Origin of the sequence: Candidatus Nitrososphaera gargensis Ga9.2 (genome assembly GCF_000303155.1) — an archaeon.
GTDB classification, from domain to species: Archaea; Thermoproteota; Nitrososphaeria; order Nitrososphaerales; family Nitrososphaeraceae; genus Nitrososphaera; species Nitrososphaera gargensis.
Genome location: NC_018719.1, coordinates 1,207,596 through 1,224,543, shown reverse-complemented (window position 1 = coordinate 1,224,543; position 16,948 = coordinate 1,207,596). Strand labels below are relative to the sequence as shown.

24 protein-coding genes and 1 tRNA gene are annotated in these 16,948 nt (G+C 48.6%); 11 read left to right on the top strand and 14 right to left on the bottom strand.

Features of this window, described 5'->3' with window-relative positions; genetic code table 11:
* Positions 1–12: 12 nt before the first annotated feature.
* Entirely contained in the window at positions 13–906 is an 894-nt protein-coding gene (locus NGAR_RS07310; RefSeq protein ID WP_015019041.1) for a hypothetical protein, read from the bottom strand.
* Positions 906–1,121, bottom strand: a complete 216-nt coding sequence (locus NGAR_RS07305) for a hypothetical protein (protein WP_148681125.1) — start codon at positions 1,119–1,121, stop codon at positions 906–908. The genes NGAR_RS07310 and NGAR_RS07305 overlap by 1 nt, the downstream gene beginning before the upstream one ends.
* Positions 1,122–1,314: 193 nt before the next feature.
* On the opposite strand from NGAR_RS07305, the gene NGAR_RS07300 reads away from it, so the two are divergent.
* The 4 genes from NGAR_RS07300 to NGAR_RS07285 all read left to right on the top strand — a co-directional run bounded on the left by NGAR_RS07300 (position 1,315) and on the right by NGAR_RS07285 (position 3,169).
* A complete protein-coding gene (locus tag NGAR_RS07300; RefSeq protein ID WP_015019039.1) occupies positions 1,315–2,082 on the top strand; it encodes a hypothetical protein in 768 nt (255 codons plus the stop codon).
* 84 nt (positions 2,083–2,166) lie between these two features.
* Complete coding sequence (locus tag NGAR_RS07295) at positions 2,167–2,346, top strand: hypothetical protein (protein ID WP_015019038.1); 180 nt, start codon at positions 2,167–2,169, stop codon at positions 2,344–2,346.
* Positions 2,327–2,902, top strand: a complete 576-nt coding sequence (locus tag NGAR_RS07290) for an ATP-binding protein (RefSeq protein ID WP_148681123.1) — start codon at positions 2,327–2,329, stop codon at positions 2,900–2,902. Before NGAR_RS07295 ends, NGAR_RS07290 begins: the two co-directional genes overlap by 20 nt.
* Positions 2,903–2,986: 84 nt before the next feature.
* Positions 2,987–3,169 carry a hypothetical protein gene (locus tag NGAR_RS07285; protein WP_015019036.1) on the top strand — a complete coding sequence of 61 codons (183 nt, stop codon included), beginning with the start codon at positions 2,987–2,989 and terminating at the stop codon, positions 3,167–3,169.
* A gap of 267 nt (positions 3,170–3,436) precedes the next feature.
* Here the strand turns inward: NGAR_RS07285 and NGAR_RS07280 are convergent, their stop codons facing one another.
* The 4 genes from NGAR_RS07280 to NGAR_RS18775 all read right to left on the bottom strand — a co-directional run bounded on the left by NGAR_RS07280 (position 3,437) and on the right by NGAR_RS18775 (position 5,098).
* Positions 3,437–3,661 carry a hypothetical protein gene (locus tag NGAR_RS07280; protein ID WP_148681122.1) on the bottom strand — a complete coding sequence of 75 codons (225 nt, stop codon included), beginning with the start codon at positions 3,659–3,661 and terminating at the stop codon, positions 3,437–3,439.
* A 136-nt stretch (positions 3,662–3,797) separates the two neighbouring features.
* Entirely contained in the window at positions 3,798–4,040 is a 243-nt protein-coding gene (locus NGAR_RS07275) for a hypothetical protein (protein ID WP_148681121.1), read from the bottom strand.
* Between the two features lie 73 nt (positions 4,041–4,113).
* Positions 4,114–4,854 carry a hypothetical protein gene (locus NGAR_RS07270; protein ID WP_015019034.1) on the bottom strand — a complete coding sequence of 247 codons (741 nt, stop codon included), beginning with the start codon at positions 4,852–4,854 and terminating at the stop codon, positions 4,114–4,116.
* A gap of 121 nt (positions 4,855–4,975) precedes the next feature.
* The gene (locus NGAR_RS18775; RefSeq protein WP_266190402.1) at positions 4,976–5,098 is read right to left on the bottom strand and encodes a hypothetical protein; all 123 of its coding nucleotides are present in this window, start codon (positions 5,096–5,098) and stop codon (positions 4,976–4,978) included.
* 492 nt (positions 5,099–5,590) lie between these two features.
* Here NGAR_RS18775 and NGAR_RS07265 point away from each other — a divergent pair.
* Together NGAR_RS07265 and NGAR_RS07260 are read left to right on the top strand one after the other, a co-directional pair.
* Positions 5,591–5,679 (top strand) — tRNA-Thr (locus NGAR_RS07265).
* A gap of 249 nt (positions 5,680–5,928) precedes the next feature.
* A complete protein-coding gene (locus NGAR_RS07260) occupies positions 5,929–6,141 on the top strand; it encodes a hypothetical protein (RefSeq protein WP_148681120.1) in 213 nt (70 codons plus the stop codon).
* A gap of 1 nt (position 6,142) precedes the next feature.
* On the opposite strand, the gene NGAR_RS07255 is transcribed toward NGAR_RS07260, so the two are convergent.
* From NGAR_RS07255 to NGAR_RS17395, 3 genes are read right to left on the bottom strand one after another with little or no spacing between them, the layout of a single operon-like run.
* Complete coding sequence (locus NGAR_RS07255; RefSeq protein WP_015019032.1) at positions 6,143–6,898, bottom strand: ABC transporter permease; 756 nt, start codon at positions 6,896–6,898, stop codon at positions 6,143–6,145.
* The gene (locus NGAR_RS07250) at positions 6,885–7,814 is read right to left on the bottom strand and encodes an ABC transporter ATP-binding protein (protein WP_015019031.1); all 930 of its coding nucleotides are present in this window, start codon (positions 7,812–7,814) and stop codon (positions 6,885–6,887) included. Before NGAR_RS07250 ends, NGAR_RS07255 begins: the two co-directional genes overlap by 14 nt.
* Positions 7,815–7,872: 58 nt before the next feature.
* Positions 7,873–8,031 carry a hypothetical protein gene (locus NGAR_RS17395; protein WP_015019030.1) on the bottom strand — a complete coding sequence of 53 codons (159 nt, stop codon included), beginning with the start codon at positions 8,029–8,031 and terminating at the stop codon, positions 7,873–7,875.
* Positions 8,032–8,240: 209 nt separating this feature from the next.
* On the opposite strand from NGAR_RS17395, the gene NGAR_RS07245 reads away from it, so the two are divergent.
* From NGAR_RS07245 to NGAR_RS07235, 3 genes are all read left to right on the top strand, one after another.
* Positions 8,241–8,564: a hypothetical protein gene (locus NGAR_RS07245; protein WP_015019029.1), complete on the top strand. Its 324-nt coding sequence runs from the start codon at positions 8,241–8,243 to the stop codon at positions 8,562–8,564.
* 65 nt (positions 8,565–8,629) lie between these two features.
* Entirely contained in the window at positions 8,630–9,871 is a 1,242-nt protein-coding gene (locus NGAR_RS07240; RefSeq protein WP_015019028.1) for a site-2 protease family protein, read from the top strand.
* Positions 9,872–9,985: 114 nt separating this feature from the next.
* Positions 9,986–12,088 (top strand): beta-CASP ribonuclease aCPSF1, encoded by a 2,103-nt coding sequence (locus tag NGAR_RS07235; protein WP_015019027.1) that lies wholly within the window; start codon positions 9,986–9,988, stop codon positions 12,086–12,088.
* Positions 12,089–12,296: 208 nt separating this feature from the next.
* On the opposite strand, the gene NGAR_RS07230 is transcribed toward NGAR_RS07235, so the two are convergent.
* A complete protein-coding gene (locus tag NGAR_RS07230) occupies positions 12,297–12,587 on the bottom strand; it encodes a UPF0147 family protein (RefSeq protein ID WP_015019026.1) in 291 nt (96 codons plus the stop codon).
* Positions 12,588–12,650: 63 nt separating this feature from the next.
* Positions 12,651–12,965, bottom strand: coding sequence for a hypothetical protein (locus NGAR_RS07225; protein WP_015019025.1), 315 nt, complete (start codon positions 12,963–12,965; stop codon positions 12,651–12,653).
* A gap of 73 nt (positions 12,966–13,038) precedes the next feature.
* On the opposite strand from NGAR_RS07225, the gene NGAR_RS07220 reads away from it, so the two are divergent.
* On the top strand, positions 13,039–13,227 hold the full coding sequence (locus tag NGAR_RS07220) for a hypothetical protein (RefSeq protein ID WP_015019024.1): 189 nt from the start codon (positions 13,039–13,041) through the stop codon (positions 13,225–13,227).
* Between the two features lie 15 nt (positions 13,228–13,242).
* Here NGAR_RS07220 and NGAR_RS07215 read toward each other — a convergent pair whose 3' ends face one another.
* Together NGAR_RS07215 and NGAR_RS07210 are read right to left on the bottom strand one after the other, a co-directional pair.
* Positions 13,243–13,668 carry a universal stress protein gene (locus tag NGAR_RS07215; protein WP_015019023.1) on the bottom strand — a complete coding sequence of 142 codons (426 nt, stop codon included), beginning with the start codon at positions 13,666–13,668 and terminating at the stop codon, positions 13,243–13,245.
* Positions 13,669–13,706: 38 nt separating this feature from the next.
* On the bottom strand, positions 13,707–14,756 hold the full coding sequence (locus tag NGAR_RS07210; RefSeq protein ID WP_148681117.1) for a sodium:calcium antiporter: 1,050 nt from the start codon (positions 14,754–14,756) through the stop codon (positions 13,707–13,709).
* Between the two features lie 173 nt (positions 14,757–14,929).
* Here NGAR_RS07210 and NGAR_RS07205 point away from each other — a divergent pair, with 173 nt between their 5' ends.
* A complete protein-coding gene (locus NGAR_RS07205) occupies positions 14,930–16,123 on the top strand; it encodes a glycosyltransferase family 4 protein (protein WP_148681116.1) in 1,194 nt (397 codons plus the stop codon).
* Here the strand turns inward: NGAR_RS07205 and NGAR_RS07200 are convergent.
* Complete coding sequence (locus tag NGAR_RS07200; protein ID WP_015019020.1) at positions 16,110–16,943, bottom strand: hypothetical protein; 834 nt, start codon at positions 16,941–16,943, stop codon at positions 16,110–16,112. The two genes, NGAR_RS07205 and NGAR_RS07200, sit on opposite strands and share 14 nt — an antisense overlap.
* Positions 16,944–16,948: the final 5 nt, after the last annotated feature.

Here is a 16,948-nt window from a genome sequence, read left to right as displayed (position 1 = left end):
AGTTGCTCCCTCCTACTTCTGGTAGAACTGGTAAACCCTGACCTCCTGAGCGTCTGCAATGTTTACCGTCAGTTCTGTTTTATCCTCCTGCCATGTGAACGGCTTGTGGAACAGAGGATAGAGACCAGTTACCGAATGACCAGAGACGGGATAGCGCAGCACCTCCATTGCTTGCAGAGCCTCTTCATCTATATGGTCAAATACGGTAATTTCTCCATCAGGCTTGAAAATCACATACAGCTGCGCTATGTTTGTAACCGTTGGGAAGAATAGCGCAATCTGAGTAATTGTGCCCTCTTTGAGCAGATCTCTTGCAATGTCTTTTTCACCAGTGCCAAGAGATGCTGTCTGTCCCTCTTTGAACCTGATGGTTTTGTCTGCAACAGTGTGACCGTAGTGAATGTAAGTGTCTATCGTGACAGAGCCAGAAGTGCTATTTGCATTGCCTGCATTGGTCAGCGTGTCAATTTCGTATGCAATGCGAATAGGCTGGTCTGGCATTTCTATTGCAACAGGCAGAGTAAACTTCATCGTGTCAGTGCCACTTGAGGAGGCATTGATATTAGTTCCTGTTACAGGGAGAGTGAGACCAGTTAGCAGATGATAAAGATGATTCAGTCTTGCTCCTGCAATCTTCATTATGTTGTCGTTGCCTCTGTCCTTTATCTGAAAGTCCTTTATGCCATTGATAGCGATAGCAGTTACAGAGCCTCCCGCTCCCTGAGTCAGAGAGAGAGCTACTGCAAGAGTTATGCTGTCAATTTCACCGAATGGTTTTACAATCAGCTCTCCGCTATCTTGCGGGATTGTAGACAGAGCCTTTGAAACGCTCTCTATCTTGTCCCACTCGACCTCTACCTGAGCAACTTGATTCTTTGAGTTTTTGGCGATTGCACTAGATGCCATTATGGAACCATCCTCCCTGCGAATACGTCAATAATGCCATCTACAAGAAATATCGAAGAGGCACCGAGCAGAAACGGCGACAGGAATTGTATGCGGAAAAGCGCAGCGAAAACAAGAGAACCAAGCCCGATAACAAGGTTAGTGTAAATTCCAAACCAAGCGGGCAGTCTGTCCAGCACGTATGCATAAGTAACGAATGCACCCGCTGACGACATAAAAGCGACTGCCGTTTCGGAATGGCTAAGCCCTCCGATTTTGAAGGACTTTATCTGTTGAACTACTGACTGTTGTTCAGCCATCATTGGAATATACGGTAATTACTCTTATTAGGACAGAGCAGGAGAAATTTCATTCCTGCATTTTGCAATTACCGCGTCTAGTTAAGAGTGAATCACGCAATTACTATCAATGGTAGCCAAAAGTGGGCGAAAGCCAAAACCTGCAAAAGATGTGATCATTAAAATGAAGCAAGCGGGAGCCTCGACCTCTGAAATAATTGCCAAATTGGGAATAAAGACCAAAGAGGGAAAAGACTATGTTTATCATGTAATTACGGAGGCACGAAATAAGGGACTTTTGAAACCAGAGACCGCACTGGAGAATCCTGCATCTCCTGCTCCCTCCAGTAGTGGCTCTGATGGACTCATTATCGAAGAGGCACCAGTTGCAGAAGAGGCTCAAGAGGTTAGCGGAATGTATGCAGAGCGAAAAAATGAAGAAATGCCAAGAGCCAATTTGCCAATTTTTCAACATCCCACGCCTGACTTAACTGGAGAAAATGCCAGACAGGATATAACGCCTCCTCAAGATTCAAACCTTGATAATCCTGATGTAAGCGCACCTGTTGATGAAGGGACAGAGATAGACCTCTCAGACATTACCGAACTCCCGATAGAGATAGAGGATAAAATATTCAGGAGGAGAGGACTGGAGCCACTGACAGAGCAGGAAAAAGAGAATATTCGCAATCATGGAAATGTCATGATTGCAAAGCGCATCCATCTCAAGCATCCTCTTGGAGATGTTATCAACTATGCAAAAGCGATCATCAAACCAGTTTTAACAAGAGTAGTGGGACGCAAATTTACCAAAGATGTTGAGGAGCAGGAAAAAGAAGAATCTGATGCCATGAAAGAGTATGAGCGATTGCAAGCGAAAAAGCAGGAGGGACACTAATTGCCACACTGCATTATCTGTAGTTCAAAGAATGAATGCCAACTGCTAAAGGGTAGATTCTTTTGCGCAGAGTGCAGGAATGATTTGGCAGCTGTTGAAATTGACAACAGCAAATTCCATGCAATGATGGAATACCTGAGACTTGCAAGAGCCAAGAATGAAAAACGCATTTCCGAAGAGCAACTTAACGGAGGCATGACGCAAATTGAGATCGCACTGATGGACAATATCATCAGGAGGGTAAATGATGCAAAACGCTCCTAGATTCAGATGGAATAAAGACCTCTGTTGTCTGATTCATGACAGAGAGAGCGGAAAAACTACTGTTGCATTAGACCTAGCAAAGAGAGTGCCAAAAACAAAGATAATCGTGCTCAATTCCAACTTTGAGCACGCATACAGGGACATTGCTTACAAAATTGTCAAACCAAAATTCTATACTACGGAAATTCTTGATGCATTTATCAAGTATCTCCGTCAGCATGTCAATGTTCTTGGCATAATTGACGACATAGACCTATACAAACCGCAATACTCTATGCAACTGGAGAGTCTTGCAATCAATGGCAGGCACCAAAACGTAGGACTGATAATAATGTCTAGGAGAGTGGTTGGACTCCCTAAGACATTTTGTAAGTGTGTAGACCTCCTATACTGCGGATATACGAATGCAAAAAGCGACCTAGAGACCATTAGCGAATATTTTGATGCAAAAGTTGCTCAAGTTGTCCCCACACTACCGCGAAAATACAAATTTGCAAGATGGAGTAAAAAAGACCCTGACAATATCGTCATCATAGAGAGTGGTAAATCCCTTTGACAAATTCGGAAATTGGCTTAATCATTATCGCCATTAGCGGAGCACTGACAGGCTTTTCTTTGCTGATGATATGGAGCGATAGAGATGTTTGAGCAACTGAAATTATATTATCACTCTGTCATGTTTGCATGGAGTCTACGGAGATTCTATAGCAGTATTGGAGATATGATGAATCATGCAATGGCAATGGGAGAGGCAATGAGCAGAGACCAGAAGATAGACCAGACACTAGGGAGTGTAAAAGGAAAAATTAAACTGAAGAAATGAGGGGAGCTACTTGATTAACTACGAATATTTGTTTAGTAGTTATCAAGCAGGCATACACATTTTTTAATTCTCTAATTTTGTCTGCTTGCACTCTGCATTTTTGATTGCAACAGTTGCACCGTATTTTTTCAGTGCCGTTGCTGTTGGCATGTCTCTCTGTATGCGGTATAGGTCTCGTGCACTTTGAGCACCACATAAAGCCCTGATAGTAAAAATCGCTCCCTATTGGCTTTCCAAAAAATTTACAGGAACCTTTGCAATCGTTCATCAGGCTCCCTCCATTGCTCTTGCATACTTGAGCAGTTTTTGCATCGCTTCTGTAAGGCTCTCTGCAGTGTCAGCATCAATCGTCCGTATGCTCTTGACATAATGGACATTATGCACAACAGGAATAGCACCGATAGCGGCTCTTGACGCATAGCGTACGAAAATGTCGATAGAGTCTTTTCTAACATAGAAACCCTCCACAGCATAGCCGTCATCATTCTCCATCAGCGCCATCCTCCGCAATGATGCTGACCGATATGTTCATTGCAGAAGTCTCTCCCGCATGTCAGGCAGTTTGTGACTGGGTTTAGTGCGTCATGTCTCCCGCAAATTTCGCAATAGTCTTTTCCGCATTTCCACACTAGCGACCACTCCCGACTAAATGAACGTGCTCGTCAATTCTGATGATTCTTTGATAATCCAATTTCTTGAGAGTCTTATACCGAGATGCTTTTGCAATCTCTCTCCAGCATATCCACCCTATGCCTCTCCTGACATATCCAATTTGGACATAGAGCCTTTTCATTTCATGACCGCATACTTTGCATCTCTTGGCGTTAGGTCTTTTTTTCGCCTGTTTTGTGCTTAATGAGACCTCAGACATCACAAAACCTCCTTATATTCAGCATAGAGTCTCAATACGCACGAAATATGCCAAAATGATGATATTGCCTGAGTCAAGCGCTTACCCTCCCTGCAATGATTTTGATTTTTTCGCACTTGATGTAATGTGTGCCTAATTCTGTTATGTCCTTGCAGAGTTTACCACACATGCAAGCGTAAACTTTGACCTCTCTATCTTGGTAGATTATTTTCTCCTGCACTGTTGGACTGTTGGGTATGGGTCTCTGTATTGGACTCGGAGGAGGATTGAATCTGTCTTTGTGCTCTGTCAAAAAGTGAGCTTGCAATGCTCCCGCACTTGTGCAGAGCCTCTCTGTTGGGCAGTAGGGACAGAGATAAAGAGCCTTGCTCTCTTGCTCCTGTCTCTCGTGCTTTTCGTTAAAGTGACTCATGCAATTTAGTGGCTCTGCAAACGCCTCCCCGCATTGGGGACAACAATATTTATTGCGATATTCTATTTTTGGAATGTCGCCATTTTTCAATTTCTCCCTTTTGTCATGGGTTAAGGCAATCTGCTCCATTTTCAGTTTAAGGTTAGCAGCTGCGGTTAGTTGCTTGATTACATCGACTTTGTATTTTATGGCTAACTCAAAAACTGAGCACTCTGCATCTGCTTTATTGATGGCTCCATCTTGCTCTTTTTGGATGGCTAGTTTTGCAAAGAATACCTCCTCTGTTACCTGATGCAGACTTTTTCCTGATGCCTCTGCAATCTTCTTTAGTTCATCCCTGATGGCACTGCTTATTTTCATAGTGACAGTGCCAGACTTTGCATCCTCTTCTTTCTCGGTCATTCTCTATTCAGTAGACCTCCTGACATTGCAACAGTAAACCTCCATAGCCTGACTCTTGCAAAGAAAAAGCCATAGGAATACTCAAATTCAAATTTGAAATGTTGGCGTTCAATGATTACCCTCATTGCCTCTTTGACCTCCGTTCAACCTGCTTGATTATGTCCTGTCTGCCGTAGGCTCTTGCAATGAGAACAGAGGCAATGTCTGCTAAGTCTGCATGATTGCCCTCTGCATCATTTTCCAACAGTCCTTTTAGTTTTTCATGTATGCGAATAACCGCTGTTTTGTATCCTTTTTTTGGTCTCCCTCTTTTGGAGACAGTTTCGCTCTCCCGCACATGACAAGAAGTTAAGCAGGAAATTTAATCGCTTAGTGATTTTTCCTGTCCATGTTTACTTATTCCTAGGAAAAGGATTTTTGAGAGTGGTATTGTGCTATCTTGGACGCTTTTGCTGTCCATAATGCGCTTTTCGAGCCTGATTCTTTGATTCTTAGGAAAAGGCTTTTGTGGACTACTTTAATGATTTCGTACCACCTTTAGGAGCATGGACAGACACGTTTTTTGTGCTCCCGCTGCCACTCTGCAGCCACTCGTGACCCCAAAAAATCCATCTTGGACACTATCTTGGACGCATAATTGTCCAAAATAGCCCTTTTTCACGCACACCTAACGCCTTAACGGTGTTTCCAGAAACGCCGTTTAATTAATAAAACGCAGTACCATTAGAGCGCACGAGGTCACGTAGCTCAGCCTGGCCAGAGCGGCTGACTTGTAAACTTCGTCAAGAGATCAGCAGGTCGTGGGTCCAAATCCCACCGTGACCTCTTAATTAAAATTCAAGATGTACTTTCCAACGATTGTTGGAAGGCAATCTGGCGTACCAAGGAAAGGAATTCTGCAGATGGTAGGAAATAGAACGCTTGGTGAAAGAAATTGCTTTGTAGGTAGAAAAGTCAGGCGCAAGATATGACGGCATCCTTGGTATCACTAATGGAGGCATCATACCAGCAAAGCTGTTGTCACGCTAACTAGGACTTGACATCATTCAGTTCGTGCCGGTGCGCAACAAGACTATGATAAAGCCAGATATGCCAGTTCTAGACACTGCCAAGAAGTACTTGGTAATTGATAATATTTACGATACTGGCGACACCTATCATAAGGTGATAGATGCATTGACAGAATTCAACTGCGATTTTGCGTTCTGCATGAGCAGGTACAAGAGACACTGGATAACGGCAAAGGTACTCGACCACAACAGGTGGATCGTGTTCCCTTGGGAATAGTCTAGCTCTCTCTCCAGATAGCTTTAGTTTTTGCCAGTGCGACAAAGCCAACCAAGTAGGCAATCAGCACTGTAAAGCCAAAGCCAAGCGACCACCCTTCCGGCAAGGTATCCATGCCTATGATGTACTGGATTATCAGCGATGCATGGGTAGTAGGCATAGCATAGGCAAGTGGCTGCAGCGCCGGCGGCATGATGTCTATTGGGTAGAACACTGGCGGCAGGATCGCCAGTATCACGTTGACAAACGAAATGACCTGTGTCGCATTCCGCATGTGGAGCATATGCGATGAAAGGAAGAATCCTATCGCCGACATTGACCCCCAGATAAGCAGGATCGTGGCGACAAGCAGCGGGATGCTAAATATCGGCGCGCCAAAGAATATGACAAGGGATGCCAGTACGACTAGCGCGGGCAATCCAAACAGCAATTCCGATAATGCAAGTCCCATCATATAGGTCAGCGGCGACACAGGTGACGCAACAAACACATCCTGCACCTTGTATTCTGTCTTGTAGAAAGAGATGTCTTGCCCGAGGGCAAGGCCATAGCCCACGAGCGCCATAACCAGGCTTCCTGCGACTGCAAAGTCAGTGTACTGGCCACCACTAATGACAAAGAGCACAAACAGAAGCGAAAATGGGCTTATGGCTGTGAAAACGAGTGACATTGGGTTCCTCCGCAGCCACAGCACGCCCGTCATGTAGGCGATGAGAAACGCCTGCCTTACAGGCAGCATCATGCTAGCCTCTGCCATTCTGGTCATCTCCAATGCCGCCTCCTGCGAGGTAGACAAACACATCGTCAAGCGTTACCGGCGAAACGGTGAATGCAAGGTTCTTGCGCAGCGCAAGCTCGGACAGCTCCCGAACAGCCGACTCGAATGTGAACACACGCAGCATCCCGGCTCCCGTGTCGACAACAGAGCCGTACGACCTTAGAACGTCAACGTCAAGTCCGTCCCGCGCAATGTCCACCCTAATGTTCTGCGGTATCACCTTGCGCAGCTCTTGGATTGTCCCCTGCGCGATCACCGTGCCCCTGTCGATAATGACGATATAATCGGACAGCATTTCTGCCTCGTCCATGTAGTGTGTCGTCAACAGTATCGAGCCGCCCTTGCTCTTCCAGTCCTTTATAGCAGACCAGACCTGCCTCCTTGACACTGGGTCAAGCCCGATGGTGGGCTCGTCTAGAAACAAAAGCTCGGCGTCAGTAGCCATCGCCATCGCAACCAGAATTTTCTGCTTCATACCTCCTGATAGATTCATTGCAGGCTTGTCTCGCGCTTCGTACAGTTCGAGCTTGCGCAGGATCTCTTCTGTTTTTTCTTTGGCAGTCTGCTTGTTTTCACCCCTTATCTGGAGCCAGTTGTAGACGTGATCCCAAGACGTCAGAGCCCTGAGGGGCCGGCCCTCCTGTGGCACGATGGAAATGAGCTCCCGTATCTGCTTTGCTTGGCTTGTAACGTCGTAGCCAAGCACGCGGATATTGCCAGAGCTTGGCATCAGTTGCGTGGCGCACATGCGCACAAAGGTAGTCTTGCCTGCCCCGTTCCTTCCAAGCAGCGTAAAAATTGTGCCTGCTTCTACCTTGAGCGAAACATCTGACAGCGCGGCCTGTCGGGCATCCTTATATATCTTGGTGACGCTGGCCGCATCTATTGCAAGCACGAGATCGGTGCGCAATCCTCTAATGTAGACTTTATGTTAAGAGTGAAAGTGAGAACGGTCACCTGTCGCAGCCCCTCTGGAACTTCAGGCAACCATGCTGGTCGCAGTCGTATACCACCCCGCATTTTGGGCATTGGTGCGAATGGAACTGGCCTGTCAGCACAAAGTCAAGGAGCAGAGTTCTGTATCTGTCGTAGGAGAAAAATGTTGTTGACACAATTGTTGTTAGTTGCTGCTAGAGGCAGACAATAGACCAATGATCAACGACCTTTTTATTGCAAATCCTGCCAACCAGTATCGTAAAAACCGCCCTTCCGAAACCAGACCGTGATTCCTCTGGACGGACCCTGCTCCCCTTTGCAACAGGGTCTTCCAGCCGCCTTTTTAGATATGCAAATAAGTCCCTCTGTGCAAGGTACGCCATAAATGAGAAGGGAATACATAATCGCCAGAATTGAGGCGTCACAGGACGGAAGCCCGTACGTCTATGTCACCTTCAACGACCCAAAAGAGTACAAGCCCGATAGGCCCAACATGAACCCGTTTGGCTCAGGCGTGGCGACTTTTAATTCGATAGAAGACCTTATGAAGAACATGCCCAAGGTCATGGCAAATATTCCCGGGCTCGGCGGAGGGCTGACAGAGTCCCCGACGATAAAGCTGAGCATGAGGGAGTACCAGGATATGGGCATCAAGGTCGGCGACAAGGTCTATATCGAAATACAAAAGACAGAGAGCAGTGGCGTCTAGCTGTTGTTGTATGCAACAAGAGGATGCTTTGATTTAAATACAGAGGCTGCATAATATACACTCGGTTGGAACAGCAAAAGAGCAGAGTGCGTGCCGAAGTAAAACTCCCCCTGATACTTATCCACACTCCTTTTGGCCTTAAGTTCTTTGACAGGGTCGCCAAATGGCGTGCGGCCAAAGTGTATGCAGACTTTAACACGTACCTGATGCCAGCGATAACAGGTCTTGCGATCTTCCTCATAATAGGTTCGCTCATGATCATGTTCTCCAACTCCACTGCAAGGGGTGCTGTAGCCGACGTAGGTCCTCAGGCCAACTTGCTTATCCCCGGCCTCAATCCATTCCTGCCGATAACTTATGGATGGGCAGCACTCATTATCACGATCATCATTCACGAAGCAGGACATGGCATTGTCGCCCGCGTCTATAACATCAGAGTTGACTCGACTGGTCTTGTGCTGTTCCTTGGTCTGCCCATAGGCGCCTTTGTCAACATTGAAAGGGATGAGCTGAACAAGGCGACGCTGAAGCAAAAGAGTGCAGTGCTCACAGCCGGCCCGCTCAACAACATGATACTGGCCGGCGCTTCGCTGTTTGCACTGTTCTTGGTAGTTTCGACGCTTACGCCGCTTCCGCCTGATCCAGATGCCCCACAGTTTGGCGTGATGGTCGCCAATGTGCGCGGTGGATCTCTGTCAGAATCAATCGGGATGCAGCCTCAGTCAGTCATACAGTATGTGGACGGCCAACGGGTCGAAGCCATCGAAGACTTGGGGCCTTTGCTCAGGGACAACCTTGGCAGGACCATCGATATAACTTGGGTTGACAAGTCCTACAATACCATAACTCGGCAGGTGACTCTGCCGGCTGCGGTGGAGCCGGGCAGAGGAATATTGGGAGTCGACGTTACTCCCCTTTCGCCAGACGCTCAGCCAGTCCTTGACAGGTACAAGAGCGCGTTTGGCTCAAACCCGCTGGCACTGTTGTTGCCGCCAACGATGCAGCCGACAGTAGTCCCCTACTCTGACGTGATGGCCCCAAGATATACCTCTAGCGTTCTGGGCGACTCCTTTGTATTTGGGCCGGTGGCCAACCTGTTGTTCTGGCTGTGGTTCATCAACTTTAACGTCGGCATATTCAACGCGCTCCCTATCGGCCCTCTGGACGGCGGCCAGCTGTACGGCGCCCTCATAGAAAAGCGTGCAAAGTCAAAGGTGTTGGCCAAGAACGCAAACATGCTTTTGACGCTTGTCATGGTAGCCATAGTAGCAGCGGCTATACTGGTTCCCTACGTGCCTTTCGAATAATGCTTTTATAATGGAAATGCCGATATAGCTTCGGCTTATTACCGGTTTGTGCCTTATCCGATTTATTGTAGCCATGGGGCATAGCACTTTGGCGGTATAGCCAGACGAACGACAATGGGAGAATTGGAAAAGAACGAGAAAGTTGGCGAAATTATAGCACAGGAACAGGCAGCACCTCAAAAGAGAGGCAGGCCAGCCGCAGACATTGATAGTTCGGTCACAAAGGTGACCACCGAGAGCGAGGAGGCTGTGGGCAAGATAATACTAAAGTCCATCCCGCCCGACTCGCAGATAACGCTTGTGAGGTTTGAGGGCCCCAACATTGCCCTCTATACAAAGAATGCCAAGTTCGCACTTACCGAGCTTACGTATTATTTATCGTCCCTATCAAAGACTCTGAAAAAGAGGTTCATCATACGCACCGACCCATCGGTCAGGCTGCCTGAAGACCAGACGAGGCAGGCCGTAGTCAAGCTGTTGCCAAGAGATGTGCTTGTCTCTGCAGTGTTCTGCGATGATGCGACTGGCGAAGTAGTGCTTGAAGTCAGCAAGCCAGAGGCAATCGACCCGAACATGATAGTGCAGATCGCGCAGTCTACAGGATGGATAGCGCACACCAGACGCTCGCCCCACATCCCCTCAACCAGCATCAACACCATACACTCGACCCTCAAGGGATCGGCAAAAGAGAGAACAGACTTTATGCAAAAGCTTGGCAAGCGCATCTTTAGAGGGTCGCTTGTGGTAGGCAACGGCAATGGGAACGGCAGCGCACACTACCAGCAGCAGGCGGCGGTAAGCGAGCCTGGCTCGGCCAAGCCCCAGTCGTGGTCGACCAGCAAGGAAGAGGTGATGCTCTTTTGCCTTGGAGGAGTCAAGCAGGTTGGAAGGTCTTGCTTTATCGTAGTCACACCGGAGAGCAAGGTGATGCTTGACTGTGGAATCAACCCAGGAGAGATGTCGGGTCTTAATGCATACCCGCGGCTTGACTGGTTCAACTTTGACCTTGACGACTTGGACGCGGTGATCATTGGCCACGCCCACATCGACCACCAAGGGTTCCTGCCGGCGCTCTTCAAGTATGGATATAAGGGGCCGGTCTACTGCACCGAGCCGACCCTGCCGCTGATGACCCTGCTCCAAATGGACTCGGTCAAGATAGCAAACAGCAACGGCACGTACCTGCCGTACGAGGCAAGAGACGTGAACGAAGTGATCAAGCATTGCATCACGCTCCCGTACGGCAAACCGACTGACATTTCGCCAGACATCACCATCACGCTTCAGAACGCTGGCCACATTATGGGGAGCGCAACTGTGCACCTGAACATTTCTGGCGCGCACAACATCCTGTACTCTGGCGACTACAAGTACGCCAGGACGCAGTTGCTTGACAGCGCAGTGTCGATGTACCCGAGGGTAGAGACGCTCATCACAGAAAGTACCTACGGCAACACCACTGATGTCATGCCTGACCAGCAGGTCGTGTACCGCAGCTTCACCGAATCGATAAACAAGACGCTGATAGAGGGAGGAAAGGTATTGATCCCCGTCCCGGCGGTGGGAAGGGCTCAGGAGATAATGCTCGTCATGGCAAAAGAGATGAGGGAAGGCAGGCTTGTCGAGTCCCCGATATATATCGAGGGCATGATCTCTGAAGCAAGCGCAATCCACATGTCCTACGCCCACTACCTAGGATCAGAAGTGCGCAAGTCAGTGTCACAGGGCATCAACCCCTTCCAGTCAGAGTATTTCACAGTAATCAGCGGCCATGGCAAGCGTGATGACGTGCTCAACGATGAAAACCCGGCCATAGTGATGGCCACATCCGGCATGCTTGAAGGTGGCCCGTCGGTAGAGTACTTCAAGGAGCTTGCGCCAAATCCCAAGAACAAGATCATGTTTGTCTCGTACCAGATAAACGGCACACTTGGCAGGCGCGTCCTTGACGGGGCCATGTCGGAAGTCAGCATGATGGACAAGACGGGCAAGGTCAAGGTAGTGCCCGTCCGCTGTCAGACGCAAAAGATAGACGGCTTTTCAGGCCACAGCGACTTCAACCAGATACTGAACTTTGTGTCTAGAGTCAAGCCAAAGCGCGTGTTGGTCAACCACGGTGAGAGGAGCAAATCCGAAAACGTGGCAAGCGCCATCTATTCGCGCCTCAAGATAAGGTCAGGAGTTCCCGATAACAGGGAAATAGTGCGCCTACGCTAATTTTCTGTAGTATTATATCCATAGCGTTTTTAGCCATGTGCATACTACACTATTTGCGCGCAAGACATATGGCGATCAGGTACAGATGCGTTCACTGTAACATTGTGCTTAGCGGCGAGGGTGCTTCTAGACATTACCTTGCTAACCCAACTCACAAGCTAGAAAAGCTGCCTCCGCCTGTCAAGCCGGTAAAAAACGCGCGGTAATATTACTCCCTTATGCTTTCAAGCGTCGATACTACCTGCCACAGCATTGTGCGGATGTGCGACTGCATCTGCGGGCTTTGTGTCGCGTTGTCAAGCAGGCTGATCGCATTAGCGGCCCTTACAGACACGCTGCCGCCTTTTTCGTCCTTGAGCGCAAGCAGCACTTCCTTTATCATGTTGCGTATGCTCTTCTGGATGTCGCTGTTCTTTGTAATAGAATCAAGGGTTTCGATAGCGCGTGCAAGGCGTTCCTGATTTTCTTTCTCTTTTAGTTCTTTTTTCGATGAAGTCACTATACATCATCACTCCAGCAGACGAATGCTCACTTAGCAACCAGTTGCTTTTGAATGTTTTCGTCACTGCTCAAGGCTTGCAGCAGCCAGCTCTTCCACGTACCTGGCACCCTTGGCAGTCAAGGAAAACATCTGGCCGTCACCGTCCTCTACTCCGTCGCGCACGGAGCAAGCAATGTATCCCTTTGCAAGTAGGTCGCCGATGGTCCTGCTAAGCAGGACTTCAAAGTAGCTGTCGTTGATGTTATAGTCGTGGTCATGCTCGCTCTCTTGCGGCACTATCCACATCTTGATCTGGCTCATGCTGACCGCTGATGGACCCTCACTTGATACGCTTGCAAGGCGCGCCAAAATGGCGGATGCAATTTCCGTCTGCATCAATCAATTGCCGCCTCCATTTCATAAATGGCTTACTGTTTGTTTTATATTCCTGTCAAGCCATAGGTCGCGTATGGCCGACGAGCAATTGAGGTGCAACATTTGCGGCATTGCAGTGAACGCCAGCCAAGCAAAGCTGCATGCATCCACTCCTTCCCACGAATCGCACAGGTCAGAGCTTGAGCATGAGCTCGAAGAAGTAAGAAAAGAGAGCTACAAAAACGACAGATCGGTCATTCTCCAGTGGGAAAGCTCTATCTGACTCTACTACCGCCACCTATTTTACGACAAGCACGCCACATTTTGCATGGTGCAGTACCTTGTTCGATACGCTGCCAAGCACCATCTCCTTGAACCTGCCAAGGCCACGGCTGCCGATAATTATGAGGTCAAAGCCCTCCCGGTGTGCATACCCAGCGATATTGGATGCTGGGTCGCCTTCAGCGATCACAGTCTCGAGCTTGACACCGGCTTCGTCCGCTTTCTGCTTGCACTTGTCCAACACCTTGGCTGATTCGGACCTGTATTTGGCAAGCAGTTCGTTGAGCAATTTTTGGGATTCGACGTACACAGTGGGCGGGTTTTCTATCACGTGCATTGCAGTCAGGCTGGCGCCCGTAGTCTTGGCAAGGGAAATCGCGGCATCAAGGGCGCGGAAGGAATTGTCAGACCCGTCTACGGGCACAAGTACTTTTGAGAACATATATGTATGTACACATATCGATGGTAGGTAGTATTATTTTAATGCAGGGTCAGGTCCTGCGGGAGCAGGAACTGTATGAACAGACTTACAATGTACATTACTGCTAGAATTATTCCCACCTTTAGTCCTATTTCCTTCTTGAACATCATTATCAGGGCGCCAATGGTTACCACGGTCACGAGTATCATCTGGTATTCCAATATAGGGTTCAGGGCGATATTGGCGTAAAAGCCGCCATGGTACATCGCTCCAAACACCGCCACTGCCAAGAGAAGAGTGTTGTTAAGTATCTTTGAGCCCAACACGTTTGCAACCGCTATCGACGCGCCCGCCGCTCCCTTTCTTGCAAGGAGCATCATCGAAATCTTTTCGGGCATTTCCCCGGCTATCGGGCTGATAATCACGGCAAGGATGATAACTGAGACGCCCACTTCAAGCGAGAAACCTTCAAGTGACTCAATGAAGGGCGAGGCTCCGAAAAAGATGCCAGCGGTGCCTGCCACAAAAGCCAGCATGGCCTTTGTCATTTCTCTGTTCGGCCCCTTTCCAGGCAGGCCTCCATCGACCTTGACAACCTTGTGGCCAGGGTTGCCCGCCTCTACTACCTCCTTCTTTGCCTTGCTCTCTGCCTTCATCTCCATCAGCGCCATGATAAGGTAGGCTCCGAACATGCCGGCAAAGATAAAACCGTCGATAAAGTTATAGCCATCAATAAAGAGGACTGCGCTAATGACTGCAGTAGCCAGCAGAAATATCTTGTCCAGTTTGAAGGTGGTGACGTCGACCCCCTTTAACGGCGCTTTTGATAGGCGCGTTGTGGCTATCAGAAGCATTATAGATAGCCCGAGGGTCATCATCAGCAGGTTGCTACCAAGGCCGGCGCCTATCGCAGTGCCATAAAGGCCGTCAGCAGCAGCGTAAATGACGATCGCGATCTCTGGAAGGGTAGTTGCGACGCTCAAAAGCGTCCTGCCCACGAACTTTGCGCCATACTTTTTTGACAGGTGCTCCGCCCCGTACGAGAGGAGGAAACTTGCGCCGGTCAGCTCCGCAAGCCACAGGAGCATCGTCAGAAGGTTCTCGGCCAATCGTTGTTTCTCACCGGCTAGGTTAATATAAACCAGATTTTGCCAAACCTGTCTCTGCCGTAGAAGACGGTTGGATCTTCTTAGTTAAGTTTCTTATCACCAACTCTTTGCAATCTTTTCCAAGAACTAAGTATATAGCGATTAATTAGCAATATCCGCGTAAATTTAGTGCTTTGATTGCAAATGTTGTTCACATTAGCCTAAATGCTCGAGGGGGCGGAGAAAGGCTAGCCGTTGCCACAATAAGGGCGCTTGCTGCTATGGGCATCGATGTCGAACTTGTTACCCTTGAAAAGCCAGAAGCTGTATCGATACGGGATGCTTATGGTACAAGTATAGACCGCGATGTAAAGAGAATTAGGACGCTGAGCCTGTCCCAGATTGCCGGGACCAAAAGCCATGGCGTCACGATAAATACGCATGGCGACATGCTGCCGTTCTTTCGGCACAACTTTGCGAAAAATAACGCAATAACCTACTGCCACTACCCCATAGCCGGTCAGCTCATAGACTCTGGCGACTCTAGCTATTACAACATTCTTCAGAACATGAACCTCTCTACCACGACTCCCAAGTGCCGCAGCATGTACTTTGAGATTGCAAGGGATGCATGCAACAAGATGATGACAAACTCGACTGTACTTACAAATTCAGAATTCAGTCGCAAAGCAATATTCAAGACACATGGTGTGGACTCGACTGTGCTGCACCCGCCCGTCGATGTTGATACTTTTCGAAATGCTGCTCTCTCCTCTGATGCCAGAGACGATTCCATTCTGGTTATTTCGCGATTTCATCCAAGCAAAAAGATAGAAAATGCGATCCACTTTGCCAAGCTGCTCAGGCAAAATGAGCTGGGCAGTCGCATGAACATCGTAGGCAACATTTCGCCGGATGGCGCCAGCTACTTTAACTATTTGCGCCACCTTGTAAGGTGCTATGGCCTTGAGGATTTTATCAGGTTTGAAGTGAACGCCAGCTTTGACAGACTGCTTGGCCTGATGCGCATATCAAAGGCCTACTTCCACCCCCTACCCGGCGAGCCCTTTGGGATATCTACTGTCGAGGCAATGAGCGCAGGCGTCATCCCGATAGTACCTGACACTGGAGGGCACACAGAATTTGTCCCGGCAAAATACCAGTTCCATACCTTCGATCAGGCAGTTGAAGCAGTGGCGGCAGCGCTTGATGCGCCGGCTTCAGAGCGAATCCAGATAAGCTACTTCACTCAAAAGTATTCAACTGCAAATTACATCAGGGGCTTCCAGAAGATCGTAGCTGAAGTGTCTGACATCGGCAAAAAGCCTCTTGAGCAGACTCCTGTCATTTCCATGCCCAAAAGGTTCCCAGAGTCTATGGCTTCTTGAACCTCGTATACACGTACGCCGTATCTACCACCTGATCGGTGGTCCATAGCGTCGGCAGAGTGACAGTGTCAACAAGCTCTAGGTCGTGATTTGCGATGACGCTTCCCCAGCCCCACCCAGTCTGATCTCTTGAGAACGACTTCATGACGTGGCTGCCCATAAAGTTAAAACCGGCGCTGTTATGCATTAGCCCCTCTATCGACTTGGCTTGCGATATCACACTGTTTGCGAGCATCTCGCCCATTTCAGGGAGTCCGGAAATAAAGAAGATAGGCTTTGACAGTTTCAAGGTTTTGTAATCAAAGCGCGTAGCGTCGGCCCTTATTGCGCTGTATCTGATACCGGTTGCAGCCGATATCGAGTTTTGGAGCTGCACAAGGTCATAGTCTATTTCTATGCCATGCGATTCCATTCCAAGCAGCCTGCCGCAGTATGCTATCCTGCCATCACCGGATCCCACATCAACCAATTGCTCAAAGCCAAGCGACTTGGCCCCATGCGCAAGCGCAAAGGCTGACAGTATCCAAGTAGGGTAGAAAGGCTGGTAGCTCGTGTCGTATTTCTTGCTGTTCAACCAGTAGTTGTTGATATCGCCTTCATAGACCTTGCAGGCGATCCCGGAAATTTCAGAATCATACGACCTGAAGTAGATCAGGTTGGCCGCTGCAAACTGGTGCAGAGAATGCAATACATCATCATCGACTGGAAGATACCTTGAATTCGGCAGAGGCAGAACTTCGCGAAGGAGGCTCTGCCCCCTGTAAGTGCGCACAAATTCGTTCTTGAGCTTTATGATCAACCTTGGAATAGAATTGTCCATGTGCA